The 14,994-nt window shown below is 40.3% G+C and carries 7 protein-coding genes; all 7 read left to right on the plus strand.

Annotated elements, in window-relative coordinates; genetic code table 11:
* Nucleotides 1–14 precede the first annotated feature (14 nt).
* Complete coding sequence (locus tag K1J09_RS11050; RefSeq protein WP_223323962.1) at nt 15–3,086, plus strand: type I restriction endonuclease; 3,072 nt, start codon at nt 15–17, stop codon at nt 3,084–3,086.
* The gene (locus K1J09_RS11055) at nt 3,086–4,690 is read left to right on the plus strand and encodes an HsdM family class I SAM-dependent methyltransferase (protein ID WP_223323961.1); all 1,605 of its coding nucleotides are present in this window, start codon (nt 3,086–3,088) and stop codon (nt 4,688–4,690) included. Before K1J09_RS11050 ends, K1J09_RS11055 begins: the two co-directional genes overlap by 1 nt.
* Entirely contained in the window at nt 4,683–5,834 is a 1,152-nt protein-coding gene (locus K1J09_RS11060) for a restriction endonuclease subunit S (protein ID WP_223323960.1), read from the plus strand. Before K1J09_RS11055 ends, K1J09_RS11060 begins: the two co-directional genes overlap by 8 nt.
* Nucleotides 5,835–5,867: 33 nt before the next feature.
* The gene (locus K1J09_RS11065) at nt 5,868–7,982 is read left to right on the plus strand and encodes an AAA family ATPase (protein WP_223323959.1); all 2,115 of its coding nucleotides are present in this window, start codon (nt 5,868–5,870) and stop codon (nt 7,980–7,982) included.
* Nucleotides 7,983–8,594: 612 nt separating this feature from the next.
* Nucleotides 8,595–8,903 carry a CPBP family intramembrane glutamic endopeptidase gene (locus K1J09_RS11070; protein WP_223323977.1) on the plus strand — a complete coding sequence of 103 codons (309 nt, stop codon included), beginning with the start codon at nt 8,595–8,597 and terminating at the stop codon, nt 8,901–8,903.
* Between the two features lie 325 nt (nt 8,904–9,228).
* Nucleotides 9,229–13,731, plus strand: coding sequence for a S8 family serine peptidase (locus K1J09_RS11075; RefSeq protein WP_223323958.1), 4,503 nt, complete (start codon nt 9,229–9,231; stop codon nt 13,729–13,731).
* Between the two features lie 343 nt (nt 13,732–14,074).
* Complete coding sequence (gene glyQ, locus K1J09_RS11080) at nt 14,075–14,992, plus strand: glycine--tRNA ligase subunit alpha (protein ID WP_125331659.1); 918 nt, start codon at nt 14,075–14,077, stop codon at nt 14,990–14,992.
* Nucleotides 14,993–14,994: the final 2 nt, after the last annotated feature.

The following is a 14,994-nucleotide window of genomic DNA, read 5'->3' on the forward strand; positions in this document are numbered from 1 at the left end:
TAAGGGTTGATTATATGAGAACAAGAGCAGACCAAATTAAATTTTCTGAATTAACTCGCGTCCAAATTCCTGCTGTACTTCACTTAATTCGGATGGGCTATACCTATCTGTCTCGTAAAAGCCAAGAAATTGTTGAAAGGGATCCTGAAACGAATATTTTGGTATCTATTTTTAGAGGACAGTACCTTAAGTTGAATAATTATGCAACAGATATGGACTTTGAACGAGATTTAAATAATATCAAGCTAGAATTGAATCAAAATGATTTGGGGCGAGCTTTCTATAATCGTATTCAGGGAAATGAAGGGGCAACCTACATTGATTGGAACAATCTGGAGGCGAACACTTTTCATGTAGCCTTGGAAGTTTCTTGTCAAAATGGCAATGATGAGTTCAGACCAGATGTGATGGTTTTTATTAATGGCTTGCCACTCTCTTATATTGAGGTGAAACAGCCCAATGCGATTAGAGACGGGAAAACAGGTATTCAATCCGAGCAGGATAGAACAAGATATCGCTTTGAAAACAAGAAATTTCGCCGTTTCAATAATATAGCACAATTTATTGCCTTCTCAGATAATTCATCTTATGTGAGTGGGCAAGGAGGCCAAAGACAGGGGTCTTATTATTGTTCAAACTCCTTTTCCAAAACTAAATTCAATGCCTTTAAAGAAGAAAGGGAGGCTGATTTTCTTCATGCTTTTCAGTCTCTGACTCAGGAAGATATTGAAAATGTTTTAGCAGATATGAATCAGCTCCCGCTTCAAACCCTTCCAGAGTTTGCAACAAATATGCATCCGGATACCCCATGCAATTCGTTTCTGACTTCTATTTACCAAAAAGAGCGTCTCTTTTTTATGTTGCGTTTTGGTCTTGCTTATGTTGAGGAAGAAGGTAAGGACGGGCAACGCCAACTCCAAAAGCATGTAATGCGCTATCCGCAATATTTTGCTACCCGAGCTATCAAAGATATGATTTCAAAGGGTATTAAAAAGGGTGTTATTTGGCATACTCAAGGTTCGGGTAAGACAGCCTTGGCTTATTTTAATATTCGTTATTTAAAGAATTATTTTTCAAAACAAAGCATTATTCCAAAATTCTATTTTGTTGTTGATCGCCTAGATTTAGCTGACCAAGCCTATAGAGAGTTTGCTAAGCGGGGTTTACGGGTTAAACGTATCAATAAACCAAAAGAACTAAATCAAAAGCAGGATGGCTATGATGTTGCTGTTGTAAATATCCAAAAATTCAAAGATAACTCTGATTTGACTGATAGTTCTGGCTACGATCTTAACTGTCAAAATGTTTACTTTATTGATGAAGCTCATAGGTCATACAATGAACGAGGATCCTATCTGCCCAATCTTTACAACTCGGACAAAGGTGCTATTAAAATTGCACTAACAGGTACTCCTTTGATTACCTACAAGAAAGATGGACGGACCAAAGAGAGTCATGCAACGACGCGAGATATTTTCGGAAATTACATCCATAAATATTACTACAACCAATCTATTGACGATGGCTTTACTCTCCGACTGATGAGAGAAGATATTGAAACCTCATATAAGGAAAATCTTCGGGCTATAAATGAAGAAATCCAACGTGGTGGACTTTCTAAGGAAGACATCTTTGCCCATCGTAAGTATGTCTCACCAATGTTAGATTTTATCTTAGAAGATTTCACTAGAGCAAGGGAATTTATTTTTGATGACGATTCTATCGGAGGGATGATTGTTTGCGATTCTTCTAAACAGGCGCGTGAATTAGAACGTCAACTTGAGGAACGACGGCAAAATGGTCAAACAAACCTAAGTTCAGCTCTCATTTTGCATAATGAAGGGGATAAGGACTATAAGAAAGAAAGGGTGGAAGCATTTAAGGAAGGCAAGATTGATTTGATTATTGTCTACTCTATGCTTCTAACTGGTTTTGACGCTCCTAGGCTAAAACGTCTTTATTTAGGTCGCAAAATAAAAGCTCATAATCTCTTACAAACTCTGACTCGTGTTAATAGACCCTATAAAGATTATTTGTTCGGTTATGTAGTTGACTTTGCAGATATTTCCAAAGAGTTTGATAAGACTAATCGAGCCTATCTTGAGGAACTTAATCATGAGTATGATATTACAGTCACTGGTGAAAATGGAGAAGATGTCTTTGGGTCTCTTTTTGTACCAGCTGATGAGATAAGTCGAGAATTGGAAAAATCAAATCTTATTTTGATGGATTACCCAACTGGAAATCGAGCAGCCTTTGCAATAGCTGTTGATGAAGTGAAAGACAGAAGAGAGTTGATTGAACTCAAAAAAGCGATAGAATCTGTGAAACAGTACTATAACATTGCAAGTCTCCTAGGCTATAAGGAGTTAATGGATCAAATTGATATCAAATTAATTTCGACTTTTTTGAACATCATCTCCAGAAGATTGATCAACCTTTCTGCTATGGAAAGACCCGATGACTTTTCTAGCCAGGCATTACTGAACCTTGCGATGTCAGAAACTAGTTTTTCTTTTGTAAAGATTGCAGAAGAGGAATTGCGATTAGCTGCTAATGATCTGGACGATTTACGTCGGCGGGTCGCCAATGGACTTAATAATCATAAAGATAAAAAAGATCCTGAATGGGTTCAACTTTTTGAAGAGTTCAAGCGAATTATGAAAAAACATATGATCCATGAGGAAGAAGGATACACCATGGATGTTATTCTGCATACCAAAGAGGCTTATCATAAACTTTTTGGAGCAGTTGATGATTATCGAACTCGTATGAGACGTTTGACAATGAATTTTGATGGAGATGAGATGGCTGCTAGAAGCTATAAGCATGCAACGAACTCGTCCAAAGTAAGTGCTTTTCCTGCTGTTTATCATGTTATCAAGGGAGCTAAGATTCAGATTGATAGACTAGTTGGTCAAAATCAAGGCGTACTAGATAATGAGGCTTTTCTAAAAAGGATGATTAGTCAGGCAGCTCGTGAGGAAATGAAAAGAACAAAATTAAACAGTAGTTTGACCAGAGAAAATTTTGAAAAACTTGTGGAATCACTGTTTGAACAATATGAAGAGGAATACCAACATTAATGAATGAGAAATACAAAAATCTTGTCAAAGATTTAGTTGATGATTTAAAAGCTGTGTTTACACATGCTGGTTTAGGAGGAGAGGCTGGTGAATACAAGCTTCTTACCCAATCGTTCTTATATAAATTTTTAAATGATAAGTTTCTCTATGAGGCAAAGGCAGTAGATGCCAAGAATAATTATGAGGAACTTATTCAGATGAGCCATGATGATTATAGCTGGCTCTTGGAAGATATCGGCACTGCGACTGCTCAGCTCAAACCTGAGCAGTTCATTGAGACTTTGCATCGTAAGCAAAATGAAGATGATTTCCATGAGACTTTTGAAAATACTCTCAACCAGATCGCTATTGACAATAACGATATTTTCTCCGTTCATACCGACGGGGATACGGCTATTCGTCTCTTTGACGAGCGTTTGATTACAGATACCATCTCAGATAGCAGTAAGCGCAACGAGGTCGCAAAGTCTATCATCAATCTCCTAGCCCGTGTCAAGTTTGACGAAGATATCTTTTCACAAGGCTTTGACTTTTTCTCTACTCTTTTTGAGTACATGATTAAGGACTACAACAAAGACGGTGGTGGCAAGTACGCTGAGTACTACACACCTCACTCAGTTGCTAAGATTATCGCGGATATCCTAGTGGGGCATGACCAGCCGTCAAATGTGCGCATCTACGATCCCTCAGCTGGTTCGGGGACCTTACTCATGAATCTGGCTAGTCGTATCGGTGTGGATAAGACCACGGTCTATAGTCAGGATATCTCGCAGAAGTCCTCTAATCTTCTCCGTCTTAACTTGATCTTGAATGGTCTCCAACACTCCATCCATAATATCGTACAGGGAAATACCATCACTGCTAACCGCCATCCAGAAAAGATGGACTATATCGTGTCTAATCCTCCTTTCAAGCTGGACTTTTCAGAGTGGCGTGACCGTGTGGAGGCCTTGCCAGAGGCCAGTGAGCGATTCTTTGCAGGGGTGCCAAAGGTTCCTGCCAAGTCTAAGGATAAGATGGCTATTTACGAGCTCTTTGTCCAGCATATCATCTACTCATTGAAGCCAGATGGTCAAGCAGCCGTTGTCTTACCGACAGGCTTTATCACAGCCCAGTCAGGGATTGACAAGACCATCCGCCAACACTTGGTGGACAATCAAATGCTGGCAGGCGTCGTGTCTATGCCGTCCAATATCTTTGCGACGACAGGTACTAACGTTTCCATCCTCTTTATCGATAAGAAAAACAAAGGGGATGTCGTCCTGATCGACGCTTCAAACCTAGGAACCAAGGTCAAGGAAGGCAAGAACCAAAAGACCGTGCTCTCTCCTGAAGAAGAGCAGAAGATCATCGAGACCTTTATCCAGAAAGAAGCCGTCGAAGACTTTTCTGTAACCGTCTCTTATGAGGACATCAAGGAGAAAAACTATTCTCTCAGTGCAGGCCAATACTTTGACATCAAGATTGACTATGTAGATATCACAGCAGAAGAGTTTGAAGCCAAGATGACTGCCTTTCAAGACAAACTCTCAGACCTTTTCCAGCAATCGCATGCATTGGAGCAGGAGATTGAAGAGCAAATGAAGGGGTTGAAGTATGAGTGATTGTGATGTAAAAGAATTCAAATTATGTGAGTTGCTTAAAATTTACAACGGAACAAAATATGATCATTTAAATAAAGGTGATATTCCTTTATATGGGAGTGGAGGGTTAATGTCTCATGTAGATGAAGCATTATACTCTGGAGAAGCGATACTGCTACCACGTAAAGGAACTTTAAGCAATATTATGTATGTAAATGAGAGTTTTTGGACAGTAGATACTATGTATTATGCTGTTGTAAATGATAAATTAGCAGATGCATTTTATTTGTACTCTTATCTATCTCAACTTGATTTGAGTAATTTAGATTCAGGCTCAACTTTACCTAGTATGACCAAATCTGCGTATGAAAGTATAGTAGTCAAACTACCAGATTTAAGAATTCAAAAAGCAGTTGCAACTATTTTATTTAATATACGAAAAAAGTTGGAAACCAACAACCAAATAAACCAAGAGTTGGAAGCCATGGCTAAGACCCTCTATGACTACTGGTTTGTGCAGTTTGATTACCCAGACCAGAATGGCAAACCCTACAAATCATCAGGCGGAAAGATGGTCTATAACCCAGAACTCAAACGCGAAATCCCTGAGGGGTGGGGAGTGTCTAATCTTTTTGATGCCGCAGAAGTTCAGTATGGATATCCTTTTAGTACAGATTATTTTAATAGTACCGGCGAAGGTGTTCCGGTGATTAGAATTAGAGACATTCTTGGAAATGATATTACTAATTATTCTACAGAAGAAGTAGAAGATAAATATAGAATTAATGTTGGTGATGTTTTAATTGGTATGGATGGAAATTTTCATATGAATTATTGGATTAAAGAGAATTGTTATCTTAATCAACGAGTTGTAAAAGTAAATAGTGATAAATTACCTAATATGGTGCTTAAATATCAGATTGAACCTTTTATCAAATTGCGAGAAAAATCAGTCTCAAGAACAACAGTAGGTCATTTAAGTGATAAAGATTTAAAAGCAATCAATGTTATTCTGCCTAAAGATAAGTGTTTATCTTCAATTTTTGAAAAATTTGAAAGTATATTAGAGAATATAATCATCAATCAACAACAAAATCAAGAACTCACCCAACTGCGCGATTGGCTCTTGCCAATGCTGATGAATGGACAGGTGAAGGTGGAGTAAATCATTTGTAGCTAAGTAAATAAAGGAGAAATGATGATTACCGAATTGCAACTCCCTTCTGATCGTTTTTTTAATACTACATATAGAGGTTTAAAACAAAAAAATTTTATTTACGGAAAAAACGGAACAGGAAAATCAACAATTACTCAGACAATTTTTGACTCTTTTCACGCTACTCATGATGTACGAATTTTTCAAGGATTTGATTCTGTGGCGGAGAATTCAGTATTGAACGCTATTTCGTTAGGTAAAGAAAATGCTAGTATTCAACCTCAAATTGATCAGGTAAGTCTTGAAATTTCTGAATTAGAGAAGGATATTATTGCTAACGAGAGTAAACCGGATAATCTTTATGCCAGATGTCAAGCTAAGGAAAAAGAATATGAGGAACAAAATAAATCTATAAAGGATAACTGTAGATCCTCAGCTAGTAAGCTAAAAAGGGAGCATACTGATTTAACTGGAGTTAATTATGATATTCGAGACTTCAAAAAAGATATAGAAAGTATTGATAAAAGTGTTACGAATGTTTCCTTAAGTAATACTGAGACAGAACAACTTCAACAATTAATAAATCAAGAAGAGATTAAGAACGAATCAAAACAATCATTTCCAAATATTGATGTAAGTGGATTTTTAAAAGCAACAAATGAAATTATCACAACAGAACTTGCAAAAAGTATCATCCTAGAGTTTTCAACAATTGAAGAACAAAACTGGGTTAGACAAGGTATGAACTATCATGAGAAAGGGGATGTTTGTAAGTTCTGTAATAATCCAATTTCTGTTCAACGTTTGGAACAATTAAATCATTTCTTTAGTGATAATGTTAAGAAGTTCGAGATAAGATTATCACATGCTATCGAACTTTTAAAAACTCAAAGAGATGAAATTAGTAAAATTAAATCTATCAATCCATCTCACTTTTATCCAGAGTATCATAACCAAATTTCAGATTTAAATACTTCAATATTGAAGTTAACCAAATCATATGTTTACTTTCTGGATTTTCTTATTGAGACCTTGAACATTCGCAATTCTGATATTTTTACAGCTATGCCTGAAATAGATTATGAGTTGCCCGATAGCTTTGATTCTATTACAAAACAGTATGATAAAGTTTATGAGGAAAATAGACGATTTGGACAAGATTTATCAAATAAAAAGGAAAATGCTAAAAAAAGGTTGAGACTTAACTTGGTAAATGGAGAGCTATCTAAGAACGAATATAGTCAAAAGTTATCCAGATTGAACGAGTTAGATATAGAAAAGAATAGATTAGCAGAGGAGTTACAAACCAATCAAAATAATTTGCTTACTTTAAGAAAGCAAAAATATGACCTTATTTCCCAGACTGTAGACGAAAGTATTGCTGCAGAGATAATTAACAAAACATTAAGAAGTCTAGGCAACCATTCCTTTCAGTTAGCGTTAGTATCAGGTGAACAAAAAGGTCAATATACGATAAAAAATATCGATGGTAGTACCCGAAATGTAGATACATTGAGCACGGGAGAAAAAAATATAGTTTCATTTTTGTGGTTCTTAGCTGATCTGGATAATCCTTCCAAAATATCAGAAAAGCCACAAATTATAGTTTTCGATGATCCTATGAATTCAAATGATGATACAACTCAGTATTTAATAATATCGTATTTACAAGATCTGATAAATAATTTATCTGAGAATCGACAGTTATTTATTTTAACTCATAATATCCATTTCTACTTAAATGTAAGATATGATTGGTGGAGGAAGGCTCCTTCGACTAAGTTGACTTTACATCTTAAAAAGATTAATGGGAAAAGTAAAATTGACCCAATTGAAACTCAAAATGAAGATTTAAAAACTAGTTATGATGCTCTCTGGACAGAGTTAAGATGGCTTTATCAGCAGGATAAACCAAATTTTATGTTAAATCCTATTCGACGAATTTTTGAAACTTTTTCGAAGTTCAATAACATATCTCCTAGTGTTTTATTTAAAAGTGATGTTGAGGCTAAAAAATTATTTGATGTTAATTCACATTCAATCGATGATTTAGAGGCTGAATTAAATGGAAAAACTAAGGAGGATATTATTTCAAAAGTCAGTGAGATATTCCGTAGCAACAATGCACAGTCACATTTTGAAAAATACTGGTCATGAATGAAGAATAACATTTACTAAAAATCACCTGTAAAATATTATTCAATTAAAAATCTTAGAGATTCAATATCCAGCCAAATCAAACTTTGGCTGGGTTTTTATCTACATAGCTAGGAGGTGGGTATAAAATCATAGGTATCTGTGCTATAATAAGAGATGTAAAACGACCAAATGAATAAGAACAGGGGCTGTGCCTGTCTTCTGTTTTGTCCAGTGAGTTAAAACCATTCTCGTTTTGATTTTTTATGAAAGCGATAGAAGTAAAAGAATGGGGTGATAAGTATGAAGAATAACTACTTTAAGTCCTTGATTTTTCCCATTTCGATAGAAATACTCTTTATCTTGGGATGCTACCTATCCAATCCCAAAGATCATATTTTTCTTAACTTTTTGTTTTATCTAGTCTTAGCTTTCTATTTTTACTGGAAGAAGGATTTTTCTTTAAGCGAGTGGTGGAAGACTCTAAGAAGTGGTAGCAGGTTTTGGAAACAGGTTCTTCTGACCATCCTCTTTCTTAGCCTGGCTTTTGTCTTTACTAACTTCTTGGAGAGTATCTTTCCCGATTTAGATAAGGGAATGATTTATTTAAGAGCAGACAGTTTGTTGAAACTTATGTTATACGCAACTTCGACCATTCTATTGCCTCCTATTGAAGAAGAAATTTTCTACCGAAAACTCGTTATATCTTTTAAAAATAAGCAAATCCTAGTAGCGACAACTCTCCTGAGCATGTTTCTATATGCTCTGGAACATGCCCTTGCCATTTGGGGCATCTTCCTATATATGGTCTGGGCCCTGCCTTTCAGTCTTTCCTATATTCGGACCAGAAACATCTATGTCCCTATGACAGCTCACCTCATCTGTAATATGGTTATAAATGGGATAGCAGTTATTGAAGTTTGTAACTTTTTACTGAACTAGAGGCGCATCATACTAAAAAATCAGCTAGAGCTGGTTTTTTTTAATAATCTAAATCGATTGCAAAGAAAAGTGTTGTATCTCTAGCAATCAGGGCAGATGCAGTAGAGAAATTGAAATTTATTCAGATTATTTGAAATTGAAAACGTACATTTTTTCAAAATTGTTCTACAAATCAAACCAACTAAGGATTAAAACTTTATAAAATTCTATTTTTATGAATAAAACGTCCGTCATTATTACATTTTTGTTACATTTGTTATATGTGTATGAATTGTCAGAAAATTTTTATTATAATATGGTTTATAAATAAAGTAAGGAGACTTCTATGCAAAGACAACGTTTTTCACTCCGTAAATACAAGTTCGGTTTGGCTTCAGTTCTGCTGGGGACTGCCCTGGTTTTTGGTGCGGGACAGGCTCAGGCAGATGAGCAGGCGACAGTTAGTTCGTCAGGACAAGGTCAGCCGACTGCCGCTGTGGTATCAGCGACTGAGTCTGCTTCTCAATCATCTACACCTGAGAGTCAGCCGATAAGTCCAGCCTCTGTGGAGAAAGCAGCACCAGCTTCTTCTGAATCGGCTGCTTCAAGTACAGAGCAGGATAGCCAGCCTTCTACGGCAGAGGCTAAGGAAGCAGCTGCAGCTCCTGTAGAGAAAGGAGCGACTTCTTCAAGTGCTGAGAAAGTAACTCAGCCATCTGCCACAGAGACCAAGCCAACAGCTCCGGCTAGTCCGACTGTAGAGTCTCCGGCAGCTGTAAACTCAGACAAGCCTACTGCTAATCCTGATGCAACAGCAGAGCCTGCCGCTTCTCAAGGTGCTAAACCAAGCAGCATCAGTACCAATGAGATTATCAAGGTTCCTCAGACCTGGTCTCAAGGCTATAAAGGTCAAGGCCGTGTGGTAGCCATTATCGACTCAGGTCTGGATGTCCATCATGAGGTTCTGAAGATCTCTGATCCATCAAAGGCCAAGTATCAGACAGAGGCAGCTCTGGAAGAGGCTAAGAAAAAGGCCGGTATTGACTACGGGAAGTGGTACAACAGCAAGGTTGTCTATGCCTATAACTATATCGACGGTGATGACAATATCAAGGAAAAGAACAGTTACTCACATGGTATGCACGTAACAGGGATTACAGCGGGAAATCCCAACAAGAAAGCTCCTAATGATGAGTATGTCTATGGTGTTGCGCCAGAAGCACAAGTTATGTTTATGCGGGTCTTCTCTGACCGTCAACGTACAACAAGCGACGCTATCTATATCAAAGCCATTGATGATGCGGTAGCTTTGGGGGCTGATACCATCAATATGAGTCTAGGTTCAGCAACAGGTTCAACGGTTGATGTCAGCCCTAGTCTGCAGGCCGCTATTGAGCGCGCTCGGGCCAAGGGGGTGAGCGTGATCATTGCTGCGGGTAATGACAACACCTTCGGAAGTGAATACTCTAAACCGCTGGTTGAAAATCCAGACTATGGTCTAGTTGGCAGTCCTTCAACAGTAGAAAGCTCTATCTCAGTCGCTTCTGTCAATAATACTGTTCTGACAGAGGAAGTCATGGAAGTGCGTGGTCTGGAAAAGAATGATAAGCTTTTGAACGGTCATTTCAGCTACTCCATGGGTGAGACAAATGCAACCTTTGAAAAGGGCAAAGAATATGAGTATGTCCATGTTGGTCTTGGCCGTGAAGAGGACTTTGCTGGTAAGGATCTGACAGGGAAGCTGGCTCTTATCCAGCGTGGTTCCTTTACCTTTGCTGAAAAGGTTAGAAATGCCATCAGCCATGGTGCTGTTGGTGCTCTGATCTACAATAATGTCGACGGAGCTAACCTGACTATGAGCCTGGACAGTGAATCTAAAAAGGTTCCGTCAGCCTTTATCAGTAAGGAATATGGAGAGTCTTTAGCAGCTGGTAATTACAAGGTGGTCTTTAATGGTCTTAAGGTCAATCGGCCGCATCCAGGAGCAGGTAGTCTGTCTGACTTCTCTAGTTGGGGTGTAACGACAGATGGTTTGCTCAAGCCAGATGTGACAGCGCCAGGTGGCGATATCTACTCATCGCTTAATGACAATACCTATGGCTCTATGAAGGGAACCAGTATGGCTACGCCTCATGTGGCTGGTGTAGCAGCTCTGGTCAAGGAATATCTCCTTCAGCACTATCCAGACTTGACGCCTGCTCAGAATGCTGATTTGGTCAAAGCCCTCATCATGTCCACAGCCAAGCTGCATGTCAACAAGGAAACTGGTGTCTATACCTCTCCGCGTCAGCAGGGTGCTGGTATCGTGGATACGGCAGCGGCTATTTCTACCGGCCTCTATGTGACAGGGGATAATCAATATCCTAGCGTTTCCTTGGGCAATGTCCAAGACAGTTTCACTTTTGATGTTACGGTTCATAATATCACTGATAAGGACCGGACGCTGAAGATGATTGTCAATACCAACACAGATGCGGTCAAGGATGGCTACTTTACTCTGACACCTCGCAAACTAACTGAAACGGTCTGGCCAGAAGTTACTGTCAAGGCTCACAGCAGCCAGAAAGTGACGGTCAAGGTAAATACTGCTAAGTTTGCGGAAGAGTTGATTAAGCAGATGCCAAATGGCTATTTCTTAGAAGGCTTTGTCCGCTTTGTGGATCCAGCGGATGACGGCGATGTGGTTAGTCTGCCATTTATGGGCTTCCGTGGGCAATTCCAAGATCTTCCAGCTGTAGAAAGACCAATCTATGATCTGGTCCAAGAAGGTAAGTCAGGCTTCTATTACCCAGTGCCAAAGGACAAGAGTATCCTGTCTGATGACAATGTCTCTTCCCTTGTGACAGAGTCAAATGATACACTCTACTCTACCGGTCGAACAGCTGCTCGCAGCTCAATTGTACTGGGAACTGCAGAAAATGCAGATGGTAAGCATGTGCTGCAGCTAGGAGCGGATGGCAAGATTCGCCTGGCCTTTTCACCTAATGGAGATGGTAATCAAGACAGCATCCAGTATCGGACAGTTCTCTATCGCAATATCAATAATCTGACAGCTAGTGTCTATACGGCAGATGATACGGACTATCGCTTCCCAATCTGGCAGAGCAGCACGATTAGAGAAGGCCGCAAGAACTATTATAGTGGTCAGTCAGACAATCCTAAGTCCTACCTACTGGAAGATACATATTGGGATGGTCGTGATAGCAAGGGTGAGAAGTTGGAAGATGGCCTCTATACCTATGTGGTTCGCTATACTCCAGATGTACCAGGTGCTAAAGAGCAGCAGATTAGCTTTAAGCTGCAGATTGATACTCAGAAACCTCTGATTAGCTCAGGCTATATCAGTACCAAGGATGGTGCGGAAACCTTTACGGCTCGCAAGCCAAAAGATGTCGGCAACGGCGGTATTTTGAGAGAACAGGTCTTCTATCTGCAGGCAGATGAAAAAGGGAAAGAGACCTATAAAGCCGTGGATGATTTTGGCATTGAGCGTGATTACGAGCGTCGGGTTTACATCTCAGCCAATGCGGATGGCAGCTACAGCTTGCCAAAAGGAGTGGACAAGTCCAAGATCTTCTATGTGGTAGAGGACTATGCGGGCAACCGTGATGCCATAGCTCTGTCAGAACTAGTCAGTGCTGAAAATGATGGTCGTATCCGTGTCGCTCTGGTGGATGCCAATACGCGTCAAGATGTGCATTCGACCTTTGTCTATCGAATCAAGGATAGCAAGGGCAAGTATGTCGAACTGGACAAGGGCAAGAAAATCAACGCTCTGCCGTTTGGACGCTACACAGCTGAGATCTTTACTTATGATAAGGATGAGCTTCGTTTCTACAGCGCTCTGACTCAGGAGTTTGAGCTGACAGCCCAAGATAGCTTTAAGACGATTGAGTTTCTGGTCAAGAAGCTGGTCTTTGCACCGGTCAGCGTTGCCTTTGATCAAGCTGTTCCGAAGAATACCCAAGTGGTTCTCAAGAATAATAATGGCGATGCTTATACGCTTCCAGCAGAACTGTTTGGTAAGCATGCCTTTGGAAGATCTGTAGCGGCTGGATTCTACTCTGTCTTTGTCAACCTACCGACTGGCTATGAGCTCTGGGAAAGTAAGCCGACTGTTGAGGTCAAAGAGGGCAAGAATAACCTACTCAAGCTAGGAGTTATCGTCAAGTCAGGCTTGCTGGCAGCTGTCAATCAGCAGTCTAATCTGGTCGGCACTGCTCAGTATTACAATGCTTCTGCAGCGAAGCGCACGGCCTACGACCAAGCCTATCAAGCAGCCAAGGAAGCTTTGACAAGCAAACTGACCCAAGCGCAAGTTGATGATGTAAGAGCAAAACTAGAAACAGCATCAGCTGATCTAGACGGCAAGGACTCTGACCTTGCTGCGGTTAAGGCGGCTGTGGAAGCTTATGCTGCTACCACTAAGACAGGTGCTTATGCCAATGCTAAGGATAGAACTCGCCGCGCTTATGACAAGGCCTTCCAAGCAGTGGCTCTGCTCTTGGTGCAGGATAAGGTGACCCAGGAGCAAATCGATACAGCTCTAGCTCAGCTGACTACAGCAGAGAAGAAGCTGGATGGCAAGGCGACTAACTTTACCAATCTCAAGAAGATAGTCGATGATGAGGTGCATTACCAAGCTATCAGCAATAAGTTTATCTATGCTACTGACGCGGTTAAGGCGGCTTATCTAGAGGCTTATGCACAGGCTAAGGCAGTCTTGGCGGATCCAGGTGCCAGCCAGGAAGATGTCAAAGAAGCTATCGCCAATCTCAGAGCAGCCAAGAGAAAACTTGATGGCAGAAAGCCAAGAGTAGTAAAACCGAAAAAACCTAAACAAGTCTAATTGGTTTTCAAGTCAGTTAAAATCCCTTAAGTTGAAACTTGAGGGATTTTTCGATAAGTATTTTACATTGGCTCTATTTTCTGCTATAATCTTTTTTAGAAAGAATTCTCATTGTCTACTTTTTAGCGAGTTCGGGATAGTGTGAGCCGGATAAGGAAGCAGTGCAGATGGCGCTTTCGGTTATAATTTTTAAAGTAATGAAGTAATAAATTAGGGTGGAACCGCGTTTTGACGCCCCTAGGTTGAAGAACCTAGGAGTGTCGGATGTGGTTCTTTTGCTTATTTAAACAGAACAGAGGACAGACCTAGCGCAAGAAATCTAAACAAACAAAAGGAGTAACTAATGTCCAAGAAACTTACCTTTCAGGAAATAATTTTGACTTTACAGCAGTTCTGGAATGATCAGGGTTGTATGCTCATGCAGGCTTATGACAATGAGAAGGGGGCGGGAACGATGAGTCCCTATACCTTCCTGCGGGCTATTGGGCCAGAGCCTTGGAATGCGGCTTATGTCGAGCCGTCTCGCCGGCCAGCAGATGGCCGTTATGGGGAAAATCCTAACCGTCTTTATCAGCACCACCAATTTCAGGTGGTTATGAAGCCTTCTCCAAGCAATATTCAAGAACTTTATTTGCAGTCTTTGGAACTCTTGGGTATCAATCCACTGGAGCATGATATTCGCTTTGTCGAGGATAACTGGGAAAATCCGTCAACCGGCTCGGCTGGTCTGGGCTGGGAAGTTTGGCTGGATGGTATGGAAATCACTCAGTTCACTTATTTCCAGCAGGTCGGAGGTCTGCCAACTCAGCCGGTGACTGCTGAGGTGACTTATGGTCTGGAGCGTCTGGCTTCTTATATCCAGGAAGTAGACTCTGTCTATGATATTGAGTGGGCTGATGGCGTTAAGTATGGCGAAATTTTCACGCATCCTGAGTATGAGCATTCCAAGTACAGCTTTGAGGTCAGCGATCAAGACTTGCTCTTGGGGAATTTTGAAAAGTTTGAAGCGGAAGCCAAGCGCTGTCTGGACGAGCATCTGGTGCACCCCGCCTATGACTATGTTCTCAAATGCTCGCATACCTTTAACCTCTTGGATGCGCGTGGCGCTGTATCTGTGACTGAGCGGGCTGGCTATATCGCTCGTATCCGGAATTTAGCACGTGTCGTGGCCAAGACCTTTGTGGCTGAGCGCAAGCGTCTGGGCTATCCGCTTTTGGATGCAGAGACTCGCGATAAACTCTTGGCAGAGGAGGGAGAATAATC

It is taken from the genome of Streptococcus sanguinis (assembly GCF_019928825.1).
GTDB classification, from domain to species: Bacteria; Bacillota; Bacilli; order Lactobacillales; family Streptococcaceae; genus Streptococcus; species Streptococcus sanguinis_L.